Origin of the sequence: Chryseobacterium aquifrigidense, assembly GCF_006716485.1 — a bacterium.
Taxonomy (GTDB): Bacteria; Bacteroidota; Bacteroidia; order Flavobacteriales; family Weeksellaceae; genus Chryseobacterium; species Chryseobacterium vietnamense.
This window is the reverse complement of record NZ_VFPD01000001.1, coordinates 2,801,352-2,822,760: the sequence shown is the minus strand read 5'-3', so window position 1 is coordinate 2,822,760 and position 21,409 is coordinate 2,801,352. Positions and strand designations below refer to the sequence as shown.

The following is a 21,409-nucleotide window of genomic DNA, read 5'->3' as shown; positions in this document are numbered from 1 at the left end:
TTTTTTATTCAAATGGAAAAGAAATCTTATACCTTCGACGAAATTAAACAGAAACTGGTTAATTATTGTGTTTACCAGGATCGCTGCCATGCAGAAGTAGAACAGAAGATGAGAGAATTTTTGCTTATTGATGAAGCAAAGGAAGAAATCATTTTATTTCTGCTGAAAGAAAATTATCTGAACGAAGAAAGATTTACCAGGAGCTATATCCGGGGGAAATTTTACATCAAGCATTGGGGGAAGAACAAAATTAAGATCAATCTGAAACAAAAACAGATTTCAGAGAGGTTGATAAACTCTTGTTTTGATGAGATTGATGATGCCGATTATGAGAAAACAATCAGAAAAATTTTTGATGATTATTACACCAAACAAACTGGCTTGAAAGAATATCAAAAAAAAACCAAAACTATAAAATATTTGATGAGTAAAGGTTTTGAGTATGAGAAAATAATTGATATTTTTGACTAAATATTAATAAATAAAAAAAACTTGACGTATGACTTTTAGGAAAAAAAACAATCGGTTCATTGAAAAAGATTGATATATAAAGATTTAATAATTCTTTTAAAGAAAAAGCGGCTAAAATAAGAATTTGTACAGATGAATATCACCTTCATAAACAGTTTGTATGGTATGATTTTTGTCTGTGGATTTAGCTGTATAACAATGAAATTGTTAGATTTTATAAATACAACATCAAATTTATTTTTGATTTCAGCATATTGAAATAAATTTATTTTATTTTTGCATGATTGTATCAGAATTATCTTTGATTGGATAATAAGATATTATACCTTAATTAAATATGAACACCAATACAGACAATGTACAATTCTCTTAGAAAAACAATATTTGGAGGGGATAATGTTGTCAATCTCTCAGACGTAAGATATCTTCCTAGATGGATAATTCTTGTAATAGACATTATTATTCTTGTAATATCTTTATTTCTTTCCACTTACATTATCGCAAAAATTACCAAACAGGAATTTATTTATCATGATGATAAAAGCCTGATTTTCGCTTTTATTATCCTTGTAAATGCTGCTTTTATGTATGCCTTCAAGACCTATGCCGGAATTATCCGCCACTCCACATTTATAGACTTATTTAAGCTGCTGATATCTTGCTTTTGCACAATGCTGGCTATCGGAACAATAAATATCTGCTATTTCTGGATCACAGGAAGTAAGTTTATCCTTACTCCTTATCTGATGCTTTATTTTGTAATTTCATTTATGGGATTATTTCTTTTCAGACTCTATGTGAAGGAATTTTTCCATATTGTAAGGGAATACCGAAGAAGCGCCCTTAAAAAAAGAATTCTGGTATTGGGAATTGATGAACAATCTATTGCCATTGCACGTGCTATTCTTGATAATCCGAGTTTGCCATATCAGGTAGTAGGTTTTTTGACACAAAGAACAGACTCCAAAAGTGCATCTTTGCTGGGAAAACCAATTTATGGAAAGGAAAAAATAGAAGAAAATACCAAAGAAGATCTTATTATTGACGGCGTTCTTATCGTTAAAGAAATGATGGCCAGAGATGAGATGAATACATGGGTGAATCTGTTTTTAGAGAAGGATCTTAATGTTTTTAAGGCTCCATCTGTACAGAAACTTAGAGACAGTGATCTGGGTGGATCTATTAGAAATCTTCAGATTGAAGATTTGTTAAATAGAAAACCTATTAAAATTCAGAATGAAAAAGTTAAGAGCAGACATTTTGATAAAACAGTATTAGTAACCGGTGGAGCAGGTTCCATTGGAAGCGAGATCGTAAGACAGGTTGCTCTCTTCAATCCTTCATTAATTGTCGTTTTAGACCAGGCAGAAACACCTCTTTATGAAATTGAACTTGAAATGAGAGAGAAGTTTCCTAATATCGCTTTCAAATTTGTTTTAGGAGATGTCTCCAATCATCACAGGATGGAATCTCTGTTCCAGACGTATCATTTCTCAATGGTATATCATGCCGCAGCTTACAAGCATGTACCTTTGGTAGAGGAAAATCCTCATGAAGCTATCTTTGTTAATATATTAGGTTCTAAGATTGTTGCAAAACTATCCAGCAAGTATAAAGTGAACAGGTTCGTAATGGTGTCTACAGATAAAGCTGTAAATCCAACCAACGTAATGGGAGCCTCAAAGCGTGCTGCTGAACTTTTTGTGCAGTCGCTTCAGAATGTGGAAGGAAACGTTACCAAGTTTATTACAACAAGATTCGGAAATGTATTGGGATCCAACGGTTCTGTAATTCCTCATTTTAAAAAGCAGATTGAAGCCGGAGGTCCGGTAACCATTACCCATCCGGAGATTGTAAGATATTTCATGACGATTCCTGAGGCATGTGAACTGGTACTTCAGGCCGGAACAATGGGAGAAGGAGGTGAAATTTTTGTCTTTGATATGGGGGAACCTGTAAAAATTATTGATCTGGCAAAAAGAATGATAAAACTATCAGGATTCGAACCTAACATAGATATTAAGATCATCTATACAGGATTGAGACCGGGAGAAAAGCTTTATGAAGAACTCTTGAGCGACGATGCAAAAACACTTCCTACGCATAATGATAAAATTATGATTTCTAAAGATCCTTCCATGGGATTTGAAGATATAGACAAGCTTACCAAAGAAATTACGAAGGCTTCCCTGCGAAGAGATAAAGTGGAAGTGGTAAGGATTCTTAAAACAATAGTGCCGGAATTCCGAAGCAATAATTCAATCTATGAGGCCCTGGATAAATAGATAAAATATAAATGTATATTTGCATAATTTAACAAGATAATGAAAGGAAAAATATTAGCAGTAATTTTGGCATCCTCATTAGTGATTTCCTGCAAAGTGAATCCTAATGCTAAGAATGATTTAAATTATATGCAGAATATCGAACAGGTTGCAATTAATGCCTCTGCTAAAAATTCAGCAAACACAATCCAGGTGGGGGATCAGTTGGTTATTCTGATCACAGCGAAAGATATGGATGTTGTAAAACCTTTTAATCAGAATTATTCTTCCTCAGAACTTATCCAGACAAATGCTATGGCCGGCGGAAATACTCCTAACCAGGGATCAACAGTACTTTCAGGACCAACTTATATCGTAGATGCAAATGGAGATATTGATTTTCCTATATTAGGGAAACTGAATACTTCAGAGAAAAGTTTGACCGCTTTTAAAGATGAACTTAGAGAAAAAATGACCAGATATGTTATTAATCCAACAATTAATATCAGACTCTCGAATTTTAAAGTTACAGTACTTGGAGAAGTCAACAGACAGGGAGACTATACTATAGCAAACGGACAGGCGACTGTTTTAAATGCATTAGGGATGGCTGGTGACCTGACACAATATGGAAAAAGAGAAGATATATTGGTTATCAGAACTGAAAATGGTGTCGTTTCTCATGGCCGTATCAATATTCAGGATGCTAATTTAATTAATTCTCCATATTATAATCTTAAGCAAGGGGATGCCATTATTGTTTCCTCAAGCAATACCAAAGATGTTTTAGCAAAACAGAATCCCAATACGACTCTTTACCTTACGGCAGCTTCTATAGCTATCACAGCAATAGCAGTAGTAATAAGTTTATTTAAGAAATAAAAAAATTAATGAACATCCAGCAGTCTTCACCATCTTTAGAAGTAGAAAATAGTTCAAGTAATATTGATATTAATGAAATAGTAAAGCCTTATGTAAGAAAATGGCCATGGTTTGCTCTAAGTGCCTTTATTGCTTTGGTAATAGGCTATGTTGCATTGAAGTTTATGACCCCCATTTACAATGTACAGACAACAGTACTTGTAAAAGATGCCAAAAACTCGTCATCTCCCATCAATAATGATTTAGGCGTTTTACCGGATTTTTCAAATTTAGGAGGTCTGAAAACAAACAGTATTGCTAATGAAATTGAGATGCTGAAGTCAAAAAGACTAATGAAAGAAGTAGTCATTAATAAAAGCCTTCAGACCGATATTTTTGCAAAGTCTAAACTTAGAAAAATTGAACTTTATAAGGATACCTCACCCATTGAAGTAAGGGTAATTAATGAGAAACCGGGGGGGATTTTCACTCCTGTTCTGCTAAAAATAGAAGGGGAGAAACTTCTCGTAAGTACAGACAAGCCCCAAAAAGAAATTATTACCGGTTATGGTAAGACAATAGGACTTCCTTTTGCTAATATTATCATCACTAAAAATGATAAGTATAATCCTGCTGCTTTAAAAGAAGTAAATCTGAATGATCTTGAACTTTACATTTCAACAGTAGATGCTAAAGTAGACATGCTGCAAAATATGGTGGCGGTAAGCTTAATTAATAAAGATGCTACTGTATTAAAACTGGATATGAGTTATCCACAGATTACAAAAGCGCAAGATGTACTTAATGCTTTGGTTGTAGCATACAATAATGATGCTATTTTAGATAAGAATTCGGAATCTAAGAAGACACTTGACTTTATCGAAGACAGAATTAAAAGGCTTACAGGAGAACTTGGTGATGTAGAAAGTCAAAAAGAAATATTTAAATCTAAAAATAACCTTACAGATCTTGAAACAGAAGCAAAAATTAGTCTGGAAAGTTCTGCCGCTGCAAGGGCAAAACAGCTTGATGTAGATGCACAACTGGAACTTACTAATGCATTGATCAGTTTTGTAAATAAACAGGGCCAGTATCAGGCTCTACCTTCCAATGTAGGGCTACAAAATCCTGAAGCTATAGCCGGAATTTCTACTTATAACCAACTGATTCTTCAGAGAAACAGGTTTTTGGAATCTGCAACTGTAGAAAACCCGACAGTGGTAGATATTACCAAACAGATCAACACAATGCGTCAGTCTATTGAGCAGAGTTTGCAAAGAAACAAAACAGGTCTTGAGCTGGCAAGAAATGAATATCTTGGTGAACAGAATAAGGTTTCAGATAAAATATCTAAACTTCCTTCTATTGAGAAAATGTTCAGAAGTATTGAAAGACAACAGCAGATCAAGGAAAATTTATACTTGCTGTTACTTCAAAAAAGAGAAGAAACAGCAATTGCTGAATCTATTACCGCTCCTAAAGCGAGAATAATAGATAAAGCATACGCATTAGCAAGTCCTATTGCACCTAATAAAAAGATAGTCCTTATTTCAACTTTGTTTTTGGGACTTTTAATTCCATTTTTGATTATTTACCTATCTACCATCTTCAACAATAAAATTGTTACAAAACATGATCTTGAAAAACTAGTGCATGCACCTATTATTGGAGAATTGCCAAGTCTTGAAAAAGGAGATTCTGAGATTGTTAAAATGAATGATATTACTCCCATGGCGGAAGCGTTCAGAATTCTTATTACCAATATGAATTTCATGCTTTCAAAAGAGAAAAAAGGTAAAGTAGTATTTGTTACTTCAACAGTAAAAGGAGAAGGAAAAACATTCACATCTGTGAACTTAGCTTTGACATTGGCCAATCCAAAGAAGAAAGCAATTATCATAGGATCTGATATCAGAAACCCTCAGCTTCAGCGATATAATCCTGCCAGAAAAGGACTTGCCGGGCTTACGGAATACCTATACAATGACGAGACTAAACTTGAAGATATTATCCATGTATCATCTTTTAATCCTTACCTGGATGTAATTTATTCAGGAATGATTCCTCCAAATCCAACGGAATTGCTATCTAACGGTCGTTATGAGATTCTTCTTGCAGAATTGAAAGAAAAATATGAATATATTATTCTGGATACTGCACCATTACTTCTTGTAACCGATACTTTCCTTATTGCTGAACTTTCTGATGTAACCATTTACGTTTCCAGATCCAAATACACAGAAAAAGCATTGTTGGAATTTGCCAACCGTAATATTGATCAGAAAAAAATCACTAATGTCGGGTTTGTTCTTAACGATGTAAGCAGGGAAAATTTAGGATACAGTAATAAATATGGTTATGGCTATAACCAGCATACAGAACAATCTTGGTTTCAAAAAATAAAAAATAAATTTAGTTAATGACAACAACATATAAAATAGCGGTTATAGGCCAGGGCTATGTAGGTCTTCCTCTTTCTCTTGAATTTGCAGATCACTATCCTGTTTTTGGATTTGATATCAATACACAGCGTGTTGATCAGCTTAATAACGGAAAGGATATAACGCTTGAAGCTGATGTTGATAAATTAAATAACGAACTGAAAAAATATAACGAATCTAATGGTTCCTTAGGCTATAAAGCAACAAGCCAGTTATCTGATATTGCTGAAGCTAACGTATTCATTGTAACAGTTCCTACTCCTATTGATAAATATAATGCTCCGGATCTGAATCCATTGATTTCTGCTTCAAAAATGTTGGGAGAAATCATCAAGAAAGGAGATATTGTTATTTATGAATCTACTGTTTTTCCTGGATGTACAGAAGAAGAGTGCGTACCGGTTCTTGAAAAATACTCAGGACTTAAGTTTAACGAAGACTTTTTTGTAGGATATTCTCCGGAAAGAATTAATCCGGGAGATAAAGTAAATACACTTACCAGTGTTAAAAAAGTAACTTCAGGTTCCACCGAAAAGATTGCTGAAGAAGTTGATAATCTATATAAGAAAATCATTACAGCCGGAACTCACAAAGCACCAAGCATTAAAGTTGCAGAAGCTTCAAAAGCTATTGAAAACGCACAAAGAGATGTTAACATTTCTTTTGTTAACGAATTAGCTTTAATTTTCGACAGAGTGGGAATCGATACCAATGATGTATTGGAAGCCGCAGGAACAAAATATAATTTCCTTAAATATAAACCGGGATTGGTAGGAGGACACTGCATCTCTGTAGATCCTTATTACCTTGCACACAAAGCAGAACAGTTAGGATACCACCCGGATGTTATCTTATCGGGTAGACGTGTCAACGATTCTATTGCAAAGTTCGTTGCTGCTAAAGTAGTGAAGCTTCTGATTGCAAAAGGAGGAGTGATCAAAAATTCGAATGCCCTGATTTTAGGAGTTACATTCAAAGAAAACTGTCCGGATGTCAGAAATACTAAAGTTGTAGATATCTATAGAGAACTTGCTGATTTCGGAGTAAATGTTGATATTTATGATCCGTGGGCAAGCAAAGAAGAAGTAAAGCACGAATATGGAATTGATATTCTGGACACTCTTCAGGAGGGCAAAAAATACGATTCATTAATTATTGCAGTATCTCACAATGAGTTTCTGGAAATGGATCTGGATCTGCTTAAAAAAGAAAATGCAGTGGTTTTTGATACCAAAGCATGTTTAGACAGAAATCTGGTTGATGCAAGATTATAAAAGATCATGAATTATGATATCATAATCATTGGTGCAGGTCTGGTAGGATTAGCTACAGCCTATCAGACTAAGCTGAAAAATCCCGATTCTAAGATTCTCATTTTGGAAAAAGAAAACGATGTGGCATTGCACCAATCGGGGCATAACAGTGGAGTAATCCATAGCGGGATTTATTACAAACCAGGAAGCCTTAAAGCTAAAAACTGTATTGAAGGATATAATTCCGTCATTAACTTTGCTGAGAAATACGGCATACGATATGATCTTTGCGGAAAAATTATTGTAGCTACTTCACAGGAAGAATTACCCCTTTTAGATAATATATATAAAAGAGGAGTTGAAAACGGACTTCAGGATTTAAAATATCTTTCCAGAGAAGAATTCCGCGAAATTGAACCCCACTGTGAAGGCGTAAAAGCAATTAAAGTTCCACAAACCGGAATTATCGACTACCCGGGAATCGCCAAAAAAATAAAAGAACTTTTTGAAGAATTAGGAGGAGAAGTGAGATTTAATAATGAAGTAAAAAACATTATTGATAAGGGATCTGAAATTATTGTCAGCACTAATATTTCCGAGTTTAAGACCAAAAAACTTATTTCCTGTGCAGGATTATATTCTGATAAGATAACCAAAATGACCAACGAAAAAAATGATGTGGTCATTATTCCTTTCAGGGGAGAATATTATAAAATTAAGGATGAAAAAAAATATCTGGTAAAACACCTTATTTACCCGGTACCTGACCCTAGTTTTCCGTTTCTTGGCGTTCACTTTACCAGAATGATTGATGATAATATTGAAGCCGGTCCTAATGCCGTGCTGGCTTTCAAAAAAGAAGGATATCATTTTTTCGATTTCAACTTCAATGAAGCCATGCAGACCATGCTATGGCCGGGATTTAGAAAAATCGTAGCGAAATATGGAAAAACAGGAATGGGAGAAATGCACCGTTCACTTTCCAAATCTGCGTTTACAAAAGCACTTCAGAAACTTTTACCGGAAATACAGGAAAATGACCTTGTACCAGGAGGTTCAGGGGTAAGAGCCCAGGCTTGCGACCGAAATGGAGGATTAATTGATGATTTTGATATCGTGAAAAACGGAAATATTATTCACGTTAGAAATGCCCCTTCTCCCGCTGCCACTTCCTGCCTTTCTATAGGAAATAAAATCAGTGAACTTGTCATAAGTTAAAACGCACCTCTATATACACTCAAAAAACTAAAATATGAAAATTCAAATGGTTGATCTTAAAGGTCAATACCTGAAAATAAAAGAAGATATAGATGCCGGTATTCGGGAATGTATAGACAATACAGCATTTATTAATGGCCCTGCTGTAAAAGAATTTCAACAGGACTTCGAAAAATATCTCGGAGTAAAGCATGTTATCCCATGTGCCAACGGAACAGATGCTCTTCAAATTGCCATGATGGCCCTTAATATGCAACCCGGTGACGAAATAATCTGCCCTGCTTTCACTTACGTAGCGACTGCTGAAGTTATTGGTCTTTTAGGATTAAAACCTGTAATGGTAGACGTAAACGAAGATACTTTCGATATACAGTTGGAAGATCTTGAAAGATATCTTACACCCAATACCAAAGCGATTGTTCCTGTTCATTTATATGGGCAAAGTGCTGATATGGAACAAATTCTTAAATTTGCAGAAAAACATAACCTTTTTGTTATAGAAGATAATGCTCAGGCAATCGGCTCTGATTATACTTTTTCAGATGGAACTGTTAAAAAAACAGGAACTATCGGACATATCGGATGTACTTCTTTTTTTCCGTCAAAAAATCTGGGATGCTATGGTGATGGAGGAGCATTGATGACAAATGATGATGAGTTAGCTTTCAAAATAAGAATGATCGCCAACCATGGCCAGGAAAAGAAATACTATCACAAAGTTTTAGGTTGTAATTCAAGATTGGATACGATTCAGGCTGCTGTATTGAAAGTTAAGCTAAAGCATTTGGATGAGTACTCAGCTTCGAGAAATAGAATGGCAGATTATTATGATGCGAATTTGGCAGGGATATCTGAAATTCAAATTCCTGAGAGAGCAGCGAATTCTACCCACGTATTTCATCAGTATACCCTTAGAGTGAAAAATGGAAAAAGAGATGGATTGCAAAAATACCTGGCAGAAAAGAATATTCCAAGTATGATATATTATCCTTTGCCTCTTTATAAACAAGAAGCTTTTCTTCAATATGTAGAGAATGGCTTTAGTCTTCCGGTTACGGAGCGGCTTTGCAAAGAAGTTATCTCTCTTCCTGTACATACAGAATTTGATCGGGAAGTGCTGGATATTATTATAACAGAAATTAAGAATTATTTTAATTAATATAAAGCAGATATGTCGGATTTTTTTGCACACGAAACAGCCGTTATTGACGAAGGATGTCAAATAGGAAACGGAACCAAAATTTGGCACTTTTCACATCTTATGACAGGTTGCACTTTGGGCGAAAAATGTAATATTGGACAGAATGTTGTCATTTCTCCCCAGGTAGTTTTGGGAAAGAATGTAAAAGTTCAGAATAATGTTTCGATCTATGAAGGAGTAACATGTGATGACGATGTCTTTTTAGGACCTTCAATGGTTTTTACCAATGTAATAAATCCGAGAAGTGCTGTAAACAGAAAGAATGAATATCTGAAAACACATGTAGGAAAAGGAGCCTCCATAGGAGCCAATGCAACGATTGTTTGTGGGCATAATATAGGTCAGTATGCTTTTATCGGAGCAGGAGCTGTGGTTACAAAAGAAGTTCCGGATTATGCATTGGTAGTGGGAAACCCTGCCAGACAAATGGGTTGGATGAGCGAATTTGGGCATAAACTTCAGTTTGACACAGACAATATTGCCGTTTGTGAAGAAAGTGGAGAAAAATACAAATTAGAAAATAATAAAGTTTCAAAAATTTAAATATGCAAATGAGTGAAAAAATAAAATTTGCAGTAGTGGGCTGCGGACATATTGGCAAGAGACATGCCGAGATGATCACAAGAAATTCTGAATGTGAGCTTGTAGCTCTTATAGACATAAAGGATAAATCTGCTTTAGGAATTGAAAGCTATGAGGTTCCTTTCTTTACATCATTAGATGAATTTTTGAAATCAGGAATAGAAGCAGATGTTATCAATATCGCTACTCCCAACGGATTCCACTTTGAACAATCTTATAAAGCAATTGATGCCGGAAAGCATATTGTTGTGGAAAAACCGATGACATTGAACAAGCAGGATGCAGAAAAACTTATTTTTCAGGCCCTGCACAAACACAAACAGGTTTTTGCCGTAATGCAAAACCGTTATTCTCCACCTTCTGCCTGGGTAAAAGAGATGGTAGAAAACGGAAAATTAGGTGAAATATACATGGTGCAGCTTAATTGCTACTGGAATCGTGATGATAGATATTACAAGCCGGAATCATGGCATGGAAAGAAAGATCTGGATGGAGGAACATTATTTACACAGTTTTCTCATTTTATCGATATTATGTACTGGTTGTTCGGTGATATTACCAATATACAGGCAAAATTTGCTGATTTTAATCACCAGACTCTTACAGATTTTGAAGACTCAGGATTTATTAGTTTCGATTTCGTAAATGGAGGGATGGGAGCATTAAATTATTCTACTTCCGTATGGAATCAGAATCTTGAAAGTTCTATGATTATCATTGCCGAAAACGGTTCTATTAAAATCGGTGGTCAGTATATGGATAAAGTAGAGTTATGCAATGTGAAAGATTATGTAATGCCGGAACTGCCTCCTACCAATCCTGGAAATGATTATGGTGCATATAAAGGTTCTGCAGCCAACCATCACTATATTATTGAAAATGTAGTGGACGTGTTAAAAGGAAGAAATACTATTACAACCAATGCTTTGGAAGGGTTGAAAGTAGTAGATATTATTGAAAGGATTTATCAATTAAAAAACTAATTATGTTGTCAAACTTTGTTCCACTGGCAAGTCCGGATATTAATGAAACAGATATTAACCGTGTTGTGGATGTTTTAAAATCTGGAATGCTGGTGCAGGGAGAGAATGTAGGCTTATTAGAAACCTTTTTCTCTGATTATTTGGGAGCAGAATATGCTTCAGCTCTGAGTAACGGAACTTCTACTTTACATCTTGCATTAATTACATTAGGAATTGGTGCTGGTGATGAAGTCATTATACCTGCATTCAGTTACGTGGCTACAGCTAATGTAGTGGAACTGGTGGGTGCAAAATGTATTTTTGTAGATATTGATGAAAATACATTTAATATTGATGTCAATAAAATAAAAGAAGCTATTACTCCGAATACAAAGGCTATTATTCCGGTTCATGAGTTTGGCTTAGCCTGTGATATAGAAAGTATAATGAATATTGCCCGGGAGCATAATCTGTATGTCATTGAAGATGCTGCATGTGCTTTGGGAGCAACCCAGAATAATAAAAAAGTAGGAACATTTGGTGATTTCGGTTCATTCTCGTTACATCCGCGTAAAAGTATTACCAGCGGTGAAGGAGGAATTCTGACAACGAATAATGCCGGGTATTCAGCAAAGGTAAGAATACTTAGAAATCATGGTATTGAAATGCAGGATGGCAGAATGGAATTTGTAGAAGCAGGATACAATTATAGGATGACAGACTTTCAGGCAGCACTGGCTCACAGCCAAATCCAGAGGCTGGATAATATCCTTATGCTGAAACAAACGCTGGCAGATGTGTATTTATCGGAAATTGTAAACCAAAAGATCACATTACCCGTAGTCCCTGAAGGAAGAAATCATACATGGCAGACTTTTCACGTCTTAATTGACGATAGTTTACAGCAAAGTCAGGTACTGGAATTTTTAAGAAGCAACAAAATTGGGGCAAACTATGGTGCTCAATGTATTCCTGCTATGAAATACTATGTAGACAAATACAATTTGGATTATAGAGAAAAATTCCCGAATGCTTACAGAGCATACTCTAAGGGAATTGCCTTACCATTGTATGAAAAACTGACAGAAGATACCGTCTTCAAAATCTCACAAATAGTCAACAGAATATAACTATATAACGAATCAAAAAAAAATTATTTAAAATGATAACTAACAAAACGATTTTTATTACCGGAGGAGCAGGATTTATTGCCAATACTCTGATTAAACATTACATAGAAAATAATAAAATTGTGGTGTATGATAACTTTCACAGAGATACATTAAGCTCAAGTGGGTTAGCAAATCACCAGAATTTGACGGTCATCAAAGGAGATGTTTTAGACTTAGCATTTTTAACAGAAAGCATGAAAGGTGCTGACGTGGTTGTTCACGCAGCAGGTATTGCAGGTATTGATACTGTAATCAAAGATCCGGTAAGAACAATGAGCGTAAACATGATCGGAACTGCGAATGCGTTGGAAGCAGCAAAAATAAACGGAATAAAAGACAGATTTGTAGACTTCAGTACTTCTGAAATTTTTGGTAGCCACGCTTTCAAAAGTAGAGAAGAAGACACTGCGGTTGCAGGAAGCGTAGGAGAAGCTAGATGGGTATATGCAGTAAGTAAGCTTGCCGGAGAACATTTGGCTCATGCATATTACAAGCAGCATAAACTTCCTGTGGTTACTGTAAGACCTTTCAACGTATATGGTCCTGGACAAACCGGGGAAGGTGCTTTACAGATTTTCATCAAAAAAGCGCTTAAAAATGAAGATATCTATATCTATGGAGACGGTACAGCAATCAGAGCTTGGTGCTTTGTTGATGATTTTGTAGACTGTCTGATCAGATGTATTGAAGATCCCAAAGCTATCGGAGAAAGCTTCAACTTGGGTAACCAGAGAACGGTTATTACAACATTAGGACTGGCTGAATCTGTGTGCAGAGTGTTGAAGAGCAACAGTAAAATCATCTTCAAAGATGCTCTTAGCGCAGACATTGAAATGAGAATCCCAAGTGTAGCAAAATCAAAAGAAATTTTAGGCTTTGAAGCAAAAGTAGATCTTGAAGAAGGTATCTTAAGAACAGCTGAATACTTTAAAACTATTGAAAACTAAAGAAGAAATATTAATATTTCCCTATAGCGGGACTGGCATTGAGGCACTAGACTGTCTGTCTGAAGAACAGTGCTGTATAGGTTTTATTTCTGATAATCCTTCGATGATCGGAATGGAACAGTATGGCATTAAAATCTATAGCAGAGAGGCGTTTCAGGAATTTCCTGAAGCCAAAGTATTGGCTGTCAATGGCAGTCCTGATTCTTATAAAAAAAGAAAACAGATAATTGATGGACTTGAAATAGAGATTGACAGATTTACAACTCTTATACATCCCAAAGCTGTTATCGGACGGAATGTAAAGGTAGGAAAGAACGTCCTTATTATGGCAGGAGTAGTAGCTACTGCCAATGCAGAAATAGGAAATCATATTTGTATTCTCCCTAATACTGTTGTTCACCATGATGCTAAAATAGGGGATTATACCTTGGTTGCTGCAAATAATACTATTTGTGGGGATGTCATCATTGGAGAGAACTGTTATTTGGGAGCCTCTTCAAATTTCAGAAATGGAGTAAAAATAGGCAAAGGAAGTCTTATTGGTATAGGAAGCAATGTGGTTGGTAATATTGGAGATAATAAAACTGTAATAGGTAATCCTGCAAAAGAATATTCTGAGAATCAGACTAAATAGAAGATTTATGAAACATAAAATTAAAGCTTTCAAAAATATGCTATTGATGTCTGCTCCGGAATATATTGCCGGATTTTCAGTTTTTGTTATCCTTATTTTTTTTTCCAAGAAAGCATCCCTTGCAGAAATTGGAGAACTTACATTTGCTAATACTGTGGGGCAGTTGGTCTCCAGTGTTTTAGCCGTTGCGTTATTAACAACTATGCGGCGTGATTTTGTACTGAAAACAAAACTTAGGGATAAATATGCCATATCTTTATATATTATTAGAATCCTGATTTCATTATCTATATTTATTATTTCATTTGTACTATTGGAGCTGGATATTTTCAGTGAAATTGTATTGTTAATGATCGTTTCCAGAGGAATTGATTCTTTGTCTGAAACCTATTATTATACATTGCTTTCTAAGGAGGAAATTTTAAAATTTTCAATATTAAAAAGCATGCACTATATAAGCCTTATATCTTTTGTATTTCTTGGAATTTATAAAGGATTTGATCTGCATCAGATCAGCTATATATTTTTATTTAACAGTATAATCTGGTGTTTGGTCAACTTTATTCTTCTTTTTTTTGAAAAAGGAATTGCTAAAAAAATCATATTCCTTGATACTTATCAGACTGATCTTTTTAAAAGAACATTGCCACTGTTAATGAGCAGCACAATATATTTATTATCTGCAAGACTGAATTTATTTATAGTAAAAAAGATATGCAGTCCGGAAGATTTTGGTCTGTTCAGTATAATTATTACCATTCTGGGGATATTTTCTATTTTTACAAGTGCAATCAGTAGCTTTCTGATTAATAAGCAGGTAGAATGGTATAAAGTGTCACTTCACAGGTTAAAAATAAATTCAATAAAACTTGCAGTTCCGTTATTTGCTGCAGGACTTGTTATTTTATTGATTTCTTATTTTGTCTCAGACTACATCAATTATCTCTTCAAGAATTTTGATATGAACCACTTGTGGTTATTGAAACTATCTTTAATTTCAATTTTGGTTTATTTCATCCAGATCCCTTACAACTATCTATTTACAGTAATGGATAAAAATAAGGTGGCCTTATACTTTTCAGTCTTTATGATTGTAGTTGCCGCATTATTATATTATCCGTTTACGTTTTATTTTGGTCTTACAGGTTCTGTAATTGCTTTTTTAGGATATAATATACTTTGGTGTGGTAGCTTGTTTGGTATTTCTATGTATATTATTAATAAACAAATTTTAAAAGGAAATGAATAACATATTGATTGTTTCTAATACACTCTGTTTTGGAGGGGCAGAAAGTTTTTCTGCACAGTTATTCGAAAATTTGGATCAGCAATATGATAATCTTCATTATGCTGTTTTTTCCGGCAATATGGATTTACTGGAACGTTTCCCGGCTATTGATAGAAAAAGAATACATCAGTTTGACGGTTCTGATAAGACCAATACTTTTAAAATGCTTTCAAAGATCTTTAAAGTAAAAAAATACCTTAAAGAAAATAGTATTAATACAGTATACTGTAGCCAGCCTGATTCTGCACTAGTTTTTTGGTTGTTGAAAATTTTTTATAAAAGAATTAAAATTATATATATTACCATGCATGTGTATGAAAATGCGGATGCCAAAGAAAAACTTATATGGAAAACTAACCTGCCTAATAAAAATACAGATATTTTTGTCGGACTGAGTGAATACTTATCTTTACAGCTAAAGCAAAAAAATAAGGTCGAGCCTTCCAAAGTAATCATCAACAGGCTTCCTGTAGATATCAATAAATTTAACGTTGCTGATAAAAAAAACAGAGAACTGTTTAATTTACCTCTGAATAAGAAAATTGTAGGAATATGTTGTAGACTCTATCCTATAAAAAGAGTTGATCTTTTTGTGGAAGCCTTCAGACATATCGAGGACGAAGATACAATAGGTGTTATCTATGGAGAAGGTCCAGAAAAAGAAAAACTGCTAGGTATGATAAAAGATTATAAATTATCAGATAAAGTCTTTTTGAGACCATTTATAGATAATGTTAATGAGGTTATTCCTATGTTTGATCTTTACTTACAGACTGTGGACGGCCCCAATTTAGGATTGGTAACACTTGAGGCTTTCAGTTCAGGAGTTCCGGTTATTATGCTTGCTGATAATGAGGAAGAAAGATTTATGATCCTGGATACCTATTGCAATGAAAATGTAGGTGGAATATCTACTACAGATCCTAAAAATATAGCTTTAAAAGTGTTGGAAATATTAAATAATTCTGAAAAGGATGGAATGTCTGCAAGATGTAGAAAACTGGCAGAAGAAAAATATTCATGGCCCGCATTTCTTTCTATCAATGAGAAAATTCTAAAACAGCTTAGATGACTTTTTTTATAATATTATATATAATATTTCTTACTCTGGTATTTTTCTTTTTTAAGAAGAATTACAAAATTTTTGGGTATGAAAAGTATGATTTTCTTTTACCCATAAATATTATATTGTTTTTTTCAGTACTGGCTACTCCCTATATGTTTTATATAGTGAAGCATCCTGATGTTATCTACACTCCTGTTGATACTGATAATTTAGATAACTTGCTGTTCAAGTATATTCTTTTGCACGTAGGCTGTATTGTTTTTTTTATTATTGGTACTGTATCTTTTCTGAAAAAAATGTTAAGTTCTTTGATCGGAAAGCTGGATATAATTACAGTGGGACAAAGTAAGAATTTGTTATTTTTATTAAGTATTATATTTTACTTACTTGCTGTTTATAACTTTAAATCCTTACAGCTTGATAATCTTTTTCAAATTTTTATCAATAGAAATGAAAATATAAGTAAACTGGGATATATCTATTTCACCCAGCAGATTATAGGGTATTATGTATTATATCTCTATCTTTTAAGAGACCGGTTAAACTTGGTACAAAAGATCAACCTGGGAGCATTTTTTATTACCTTCCTGCTATCTTCCCTGCTTACCGGAGGACGTACTCAGATATTATACATGCTTATATTCTGTTTTATTGTTATACAAATAAAAAGACCAGCATCCATAAAACAATTTTTTAAGCCTAAATATATCTTACTGATAGCACTTTTCTTTGGAGTAATGTATATCATCCCAAAATTCAGAGGAACGGCCGCATGGAATAATGAAGGATTGGTATCTGTGATGACAACTAAAGACGAAAACTCTTATCAGTCTTCTCAGTTGCTTTCTGATATGAGTGGACTGGATAGGTATTTATTTATCATAGATATGTTTGACAGACATGGCTTTTGGTATGGAGAAGGATATGTAGATGTCGCAAAAATTTTACTGCATCCCATTATAAGAAGCGATATAAGTAAACTTCCAAAAGGAGATGATGGTCTTTATCTGGCAGTAATGTCGAACGAAAAACGGTTTATTGACAAACCTTACCGTGTAGATGATGATTATATGACATCCTTTCCTGTAGGTAATTATGCGGCCTATATGAACTTTGGAGCAATAGGTTTATTGATTGCCTACTTTCTTCTTGGAGGAATTGCCAATACACTCTACCAGGGATGCAAGAAAGGACGATTTAAATATATTTATTTTTACACGCTCTTTATTTCGGGATCTGTTGCCTTTTCGAATATTGGTCTCCTTAATATTATTATTAACTCTATTACTCTGGTGATTGTATTTGTTATTATCAGAATCTTTAGCCCGGGTAATATAAAACTGCAAAGATGAAATTTGTTTTAATGGGAGTAAAATCCTCCCCTAAAAATATAAGCGGTCAGTCTATATGTTTTGATATGCTTTTGGACGAACTGAAGAAGCAAATGATTTCGTTCAAATATATCACGGTAAGTGTAGATACAGACAGTAATTTTCAGAAGGTACTGGAATACCTTACAGCCTGCATCAAACTGATTTACTTTTATATGACTACGATGGGTAAATCAAAGATGATCTACATTGCTGTTGCACAGTCCAGACTGGGTTTTTACAGGGATTTCATGTTCGTCTGGATTTCTACATTATTCGGAAAGAAAATCGTAGCCCATTTGCATGGAGGAAATTTTAAAACGTTCTATCTTGAACAATCTCCTTTCCTTCAGAAAATAATCAAGAAAACATATGATCAATGTGACTGTATTATTGTTTTGTCCAGAGTATATATGGACCTTTTTGATTTTGTAGACAATTATAAAGGAAAAGTAAAAGTAGTTCCCAATGGAATTCCTGAATTTGAAAATGATGAGCCGATAGAAAAAAAATACAATCAGAACAAACCCGTGATTCTGTATCTTTCTAATCTTATTGAGAGTAAAGGCTATCTGGATGTTTTACATTCGTCCCTGATCCTTAAAGAAAAATATAATATTTCTCCAGAGGTTTATTTCTGTGGAAACTTTTTAAGTAACTCGGATGATGTGACTTTTGACAGCGTTGAAAAAGCAAAAGATTACTTTCTTACTTTTGTGAAAGAAAATAACATGGAAGACAATGTTGTCTATAAAGGGTTGGTTCAGGGAGAAGTCAAAGATCAGCTTTTAAAGAATGCAGACTTTTTGATTCTACCCACCAATTACAATGCAGAAGGCCAGCCTATATCCCTGATAGAAGGATTAAAGAATGGCTGTGTGTTGATTACAACCCAATATAGAGACATTCAGTATATGAATCTGGATAATGAAACAGGTTTTTTCGTAAATTATAACGATCCCGAAGCTATTGCAGAAACGATCAGTAACGTGAATGAACAAGACTTTAAAAGAATGAGCCTGAATGCTCAGAAACATTTTAAGAACAACTATTCTTTTATCAGTCATTATAATAATATATTAAAAATTTTCCATGAATATTCAAAATAAAGTATTACTAATAACTGGAGGAACAGGGTCTTTCGGAACAGCTGTTCTTCGTAAATTTATCAATACTGATCATTTTAAAGAGATTCGTATTTTTTCCCGTGATGAGAAAAAACAGGACGATATGAGAAATCAATTTAAAAATGATAAACTGAAGTTTTATATCGGAGATGTAAGAGATTACAGAAGTATTGAACAGGCTATGAGAGGAGTGGATTATGTTTTTCATGCCGCAGCCTTGAAGCAGGTTCCTTCGTGTGAATTTTTTCCTATGCAAGCGTTAAAAACCAATGTAGAAGGAACACAGAATGTAATTGATGCAGCTGAAGCAAATAATGTTCAGAAAGTGATTTGTTTGAGTACAGATAAGGCAGCCTATCCTATCAATGCCATGGGGATTTCAAAAGCAATGATGGAAAAAGTTGTAGTAGCAGCCTCCAGAAATCTGAAAAATACAACAGTATGTCTTACGAGGTACGGAAACGTTATGGCATCCAGAGGTTCTGTGATTCCATTATTTGTAAAACAAATCAAAAATGGTGAACCTATTACTATTACAGATCCAAAGATGACAAGATTTTTAATGTCATTGGAAGAAGCTGTGGAACTTGTTTTATTTGCTTTCGAAAATGGAAATACAGGAGATCTTTTTGTAAATAAAGCACCGGCGGGAACGATCGGTGATCTGGCTCAGGCTCTGAAAGAATTGTTTAAATCAGATAGTCTGATCAAAGTAATAGGGACAAGACATGGGGAAAAGCTTTACGAAACTCTTTGTACACGTGAGGAAATGCTGAAAGCAGAAGATATGGGAGATTTCTATAGAATCCCTGCAGATAACAGAGATCTTAATTACGATAAGTATTTCTCAGAAGGCATGAAAGACATTTCAAAAATAGAAGATTATCATTCTCATAATACAAAGCAGCAGGATGTACAAGGAATGAAACAACTTCTTCTGAAACTTCCTTTGATCAGAAAAGAAGTATTGGGAGAAGATATAATGCAATATCCGGACTAAAAGAATGAATAGGCCAGAAATTATTGAAGGCGGAAAATATGCAGATGAAAGAGGAAATTTGTTTTTCAATAATAATTATGATGCTTCTGCAATAAAAAGAATATATTGCATTGAGAATAACAGCATCGACTATATAAGAGGATGGGCGGGACATAAAACAGAACAACGCTGGTTTGCAGCCATCCTGGGAGCTTTTATTATTAAATTGGTTAAAATTGATCATTGGGGAAATCCCTCAAAAGATCTTCAGATTCTTACTTTTGAGCTGAACGCCGAAAAATTGCATGTGCTTCATATGCCGGCAGGATATGCTTCCACAATTCAGGCAAAAGAAAAAGGATCGAAACTTTTAGTAATGGTAAACTATTCTTTAGGTGAAATTGATGATGACCATCGTTTCCCTCTGGATTATTTTGAAAATATATAATGATGAAAAAAATAGGAATAACCGGACAAAACGGTTTTGTAGGATCACATCTTTACAATACACTAGGGTTAAAGCCTGAGCAGTATAAGAGAATTGACTTTGACAGATCTTTTTTTGATCATCCGGATCAGCTGGATGCATTTGTAAAACAATGTGATGTCATTGTACATCTTGCGGCAATGAACCGCCATCCGGATCCTGAAGTGATTTTCAATAACAACATTGAACTCGTAAAGAAATTAACAGATTCTTTGGAACGAACAGGATCAAAGGCTCATGTTTTATTTTCATCATCTTCTCAGGAAGAAAAAGATAACCTGTATGGGAAATCAAAAAAAGAAGGAAGAGTGCTTTTGGCAGACTGGGCAAAAAAAGCTGACGGAAAATTTACAGGAATGATTATTCCTAATGTTTTCGGACCTTTTGGAAAGCCAAACTACAACTCTTTCGTTGCCACCTTCTGCTACAAGCTTACACATGGCGAAACTCCTGTTATTGATAATGACAGCGAAGTGAAACTAATCTACGTAGGGGAACTTGTACAGAAAATCATCGGCCAGATAGAAACGGCGGATACTAAAGAGCTTTACGAAGTGAAACATACTTCAGTAAATAAAGTTTCTGAAGTATTGGCAAAACTTGAAAACTATAAGAGATTATATTTTGATAATGGTGAGGTTCCACAACTTACCTCAGCTTTTGATCTGAACTTGTTCAATACTTTCCGTTGTTATTTCGATATTAAAAACCACTATCCTGTAAAATTTACACAACATACAGATCCGAGAGGAGCTTTTGTTGAGGTAATCAGACTAGGAATAGGTGGGCAGTGTTCATTCTCTACAACAGTTCCAGGGATTACAAGAGGAGACCATTTCCATACCAGAAAAATTGAAAGATTTGCAGTAATAAAAGGAGAAGCACTTATCCAATTGAGAAAAATTGATACTGATGAAATCTTCGATTTTTATTTAAAAGGTGATGAACCCGCTTATGTAGATATGCCTATCTGGTATACCCATAATATTAAAAATATAGGAAATGAAGATCTTTACACCATTTTTTGGATTAACGAAGCATTCAACCCGGAAGACCCTGATACATATTTCGTAAAAGTATAAATAA

The 21,409-nt window shown here is 34.4% G+C and carries 19 protein-coding genes; all 19 read left to right on the top strand.

Annotation, left to right across the window (positions count from 1 at the left end; genetic code table 11):
• Positions 1 to 12 precede the first annotated feature (12 nt).
• The 19 genes from FB551_RS12595 to FB551_RS12505 all read left to right on the top strand — a co-directional run bounded on the left by FB551_RS12595 (position 13) and on the right by FB551_RS12505 (position 21,405).
• Complete coding sequence (locus tag FB551_RS12595) at positions 13 to 471, top strand: regulatory protein RecX (RefSeq protein WP_082002025.1); 459 nt, start codon at positions 13 to 15, stop codon at positions 469 to 471.
• Positions 472 to 827: 356 nt separating this feature from the next.
• Positions 828 to 2,756, top strand: coding sequence for a polysaccharide biosynthesis protein (locus FB551_RS12590; protein WP_047434588.1), 1,929 nt, complete (start codon positions 828 to 830; stop codon positions 2,754 to 2,756).
• 39 nt (positions 2,757 to 2,795) lie between these two features.
• The gene (locus tag FB551_RS12585) at positions 2,796 to 3,617 is read left to right on the top strand and encodes a polysaccharide biosynthesis/export family protein (protein WP_047434585.1); all 822 of its coding nucleotides are present in this window, start codon (positions 2,796 to 2,798) and stop codon (positions 3,615 to 3,617) included.
• 8 nt (positions 3,618 to 3,625) lie between these two features.
• Complete coding sequence (locus tag FB551_RS12580; protein WP_142017757.1) at positions 3,626 to 6,016, top strand: GumC family protein; 2,391 nt, start codon at positions 3,626 to 3,628, stop codon at positions 6,014 to 6,016.
• A complete protein-coding gene (locus tag FB551_RS12575; protein ID WP_142017756.1) occupies positions 6,016 to 7,311 on the top strand; it encodes a nucleotide sugar dehydrogenase in 1,296 nt (431 codons plus the stop codon). Before FB551_RS12580 ends, FB551_RS12575 begins: the two co-directional genes overlap by 1 nt.
• Positions 7,312 to 7,317: 6 nt before the next feature.
• On the top strand, positions 7,318 to 8,508 hold the full coding sequence (gene lhgO, locus FB551_RS12570; RefSeq protein ID WP_142017755.1) for an L-2-hydroxyglutarate oxidase: 1,191 nt from the start codon (positions 7,318 to 7,320) through the stop codon (positions 8,506 to 8,508).
• Between the two features lie 34 nt (positions 8,509 to 8,542).
• Entirely contained in the window at positions 8,543 to 9,667 is a 1,125-nt protein-coding gene (locus FB551_RS12565; RefSeq protein ID WP_142017754.1) for a DegT/DnrJ/EryC1/StrS family aminotransferase, read from the top strand.
• 12 nt (positions 9,668 to 9,679) lie between these two features.
• Positions 9,680 to 10,252, top strand: a complete 573-nt coding sequence (locus tag FB551_RS12560) for an acyltransferase (RefSeq protein ID WP_047434571.1) — start codon at positions 9,680 to 9,682, stop codon at positions 10,250 to 10,252.
• Between the two features lie 8 nt (positions 10,253 to 10,260).
• The gene (locus tag FB551_RS12555; RefSeq protein ID WP_047435881.1) at positions 10,261 to 11,274 is read left to right on the top strand and encodes a Gfo/Idh/MocA family protein; all 1,014 of its coding nucleotides are present in this window, start codon (positions 10,261 to 10,263) and stop codon (positions 11,272 to 11,274) included.
• A 2-nt stretch (positions 11,275 to 11,276) separates the two neighbouring features.
• Complete coding sequence (locus tag FB551_RS12550) at positions 11,277 to 12,383, top strand: DegT/DnrJ/EryC1/StrS family aminotransferase (protein WP_142017753.1); 1,107 nt, start codon at positions 11,277 to 11,279, stop codon at positions 12,381 to 12,383.
• A 32-nt stretch (positions 12,384 to 12,415) separates the two neighbouring features.
• A complete protein-coding gene (locus FB551_RS12545; RefSeq protein ID WP_047420821.1) occupies positions 12,416 to 13,372 on the top strand; it encodes an NAD-dependent epimerase/dehydratase family protein in 957 nt (318 codons plus the stop codon).
• On the top strand, positions 13,362 to 14,006 hold the full coding sequence (locus FB551_RS12540; protein WP_047434567.1) for an LbetaH domain-containing protein: 645 nt from the start codon (positions 13,362 to 13,364) through the stop codon (positions 14,004 to 14,006). Before FB551_RS12545 ends, FB551_RS12540 begins: the two co-directional genes overlap by 11 nt.
• A 7-nt stretch (positions 14,007 to 14,013) precedes the next feature.
• The gene (locus FB551_RS12535; protein WP_142017752.1) at positions 14,014 to 15,255 is read left to right on the top strand and encodes a lipopolysaccharide biosynthesis protein; all 1,242 of its coding nucleotides are present in this window, start codon (positions 14,014 to 14,016) and stop codon (positions 15,253 to 15,255) included.
• Positions 15,248 to 16,366 carry a glycosyltransferase family 4 protein gene (locus FB551_RS12530; protein WP_142017751.1) on the top strand — a complete coding sequence of 373 codons (1,119 nt, stop codon included), beginning with the start codon at positions 15,248 to 15,250 and terminating at the stop codon, positions 16,364 to 16,366. Before FB551_RS12535 ends, FB551_RS12530 begins: the two co-directional genes overlap by 8 nt.
• A 116-nt stretch (positions 16,367 to 16,482) precedes the next feature.
• The gene (locus tag FB551_RS12525; protein WP_142017750.1) at positions 16,483 to 17,712 is read left to right on the top strand and encodes an O-antigen polymerase; all 1,230 of its coding nucleotides are present in this window, start codon (positions 16,483 to 16,485) and stop codon (positions 17,710 to 17,712) included.
• Positions 17,709 to 18,839 carry a glycosyltransferase family 4 protein gene (locus tag FB551_RS12520; RefSeq protein ID WP_142017749.1) on the top strand — a complete coding sequence of 377 codons (1,131 nt, stop codon included), beginning with the start codon at positions 17,709 to 17,711 and terminating at the stop codon, positions 18,837 to 18,839. The genes FB551_RS12525 and FB551_RS12520 overlap by 4 nt, the downstream gene beginning before the upstream one ends.
• Entirely contained in the window at positions 18,823 to 19,857 is a 1,035-nt protein-coding gene (locus FB551_RS12515; RefSeq protein WP_047434552.1) for a polysaccharide biosynthesis protein, read from the top strand. The genes FB551_RS12520 and FB551_RS12515 overlap by 17 nt, the downstream gene beginning before the upstream one ends.
• 4 nt (positions 19,858 to 19,861) lie before the next feature.
• Positions 19,862 to 20,284 (top strand): WxcM-like domain-containing protein, encoded by a 423-nt coding sequence (locus tag FB551_RS12510; protein ID WP_047434551.1) that lies wholly within the window; start codon positions 19,862 to 19,864, stop codon positions 20,282 to 20,284.
• A gap of 2 nt (positions 20,285 to 20,286) precedes the next feature.
• Complete coding sequence (locus FB551_RS12505; protein ID WP_142017748.1) at positions 20,287 to 21,405, top strand: polysaccharide biosynthesis C-terminal domain-containing protein; 1,119 nt, start codon at positions 20,287 to 20,289, stop codon at positions 21,403 to 21,405.
• Positions 21,406 to 21,409: the final 4 nt, after the last annotated feature.

What these genes read in the sequence shown, in the direction of transcription:
- FB551_RS12595 (WP_082002025.1), top strand. Translation starts at nt 13, where the DNA reads ATGGAAAAGAAATCTTATACCTTCGACGAAATTAAACAGAAACTGGTT.
- FB551_RS12590 (WP_047434588.1), top strand. Translation starts at nt 828, where the DNA reads ATGTACAATTCTCTTAGAAAAACAATATTTGGAGGGGATAATGTTGTC.
- FB551_RS12585 (WP_047434585.1), top strand. Translation starts at nt 2,796, where the DNA reads ATGAAAGGAAAAATATTAGCAGTAATTTTGGCATCCTCATTAGTGATT.
- FB551_RS12580 (WP_142017757.1), top strand. Translation starts at nt 3,626, where the DNA reads ATGAACATCCAGCAGTCTTCACCATCTTTAGAAGTAGAAAATAGTTCA.
- FB551_RS12575 (WP_142017756.1), top strand. Translation starts at nt 6,016, where the DNA reads ATGACAACAACATATAAAATAGCGGTTATAGGCCAGGGCTATGTAGGT.
- lhgO (WP_142017755.1), top strand. Translation starts at nt 7,318, where the DNA reads ATGAATTATGATATCATAATCATTGGTGCAGGTCTGGTAGGATTAGCT.
- FB551_RS12565 (WP_142017754.1), top strand. Translation starts at nt 8,543, where the DNA reads ATGAAAATTCAAATGGTTGATCTTAAAGGTCAATACCTGAAAATAAAA.
- FB551_RS12560 (WP_047434571.1), top strand. Translation starts at nt 9,680, where the DNA reads ATGTCGGATTTTTTTGCACACGAAACAGCCGTTATTGACGAAGGATGT.
- FB551_RS12555 (WP_047435881.1), top strand. Translation starts at nt 10,261, where the DNA reads ATGAGTGAAAAAATAAAATTTGCAGTAGTGGGCTGCGGACATATTGGC.
- FB551_RS12550 (WP_142017753.1), top strand. Translation starts at nt 11,277, where the DNA reads ATGTTGTCAAACTTTGTTCCACTGGCAAGTCCGGATATTAATGAAACA.
- FB551_RS12545 (WP_047420821.1), top strand. Translation starts at nt 12,416, where the DNA reads ATGATAACTAACAAAACGATTTTTATTACCGGAGGAGCAGGATTTATT.
- FB551_RS12535 (WP_142017752.1), top strand. Translation starts at nt 14,014, where the DNA reads ATGAAACATAAAATTAAAGCTTTCAAAAATATGCTATTGATGTCTGCT.
- FB551_RS12530 (WP_142017751.1), top strand. Translation starts at nt 15,248, where the DNA reads ATGAATAACATATTGATTGTTTCTAATACACTCTGTTTTGGAGGGGCA.
- FB551_RS12520 (WP_142017749.1), top strand. Translation starts at nt 17,709, where the DNA reads ATGAAATTTGTTTTAATGGGAGTAAAATCCTCCCCTAAAAATATAAGC.
- FB551_RS12515 (WP_047434552.1), top strand. Translation starts at nt 18,823, where the DNA reads ATGAATATTCAAAATAAAGTATTACTAATAACTGGAGGAACAGGGTCT.
- FB551_RS12510 (WP_047434551.1), top strand. Translation starts at nt 19,862, where the DNA reads ATGAATAGGCCAGAAATTATTGAAGGCGGAAAATATGCAGATGAAAGA.
- FB551_RS12505 (WP_142017748.1), top strand. Translation starts at nt 20,287, where the DNA reads ATGAAAAAAATAGGAATAACCGGACAAAACGGTTTTGTAGGATCACAT.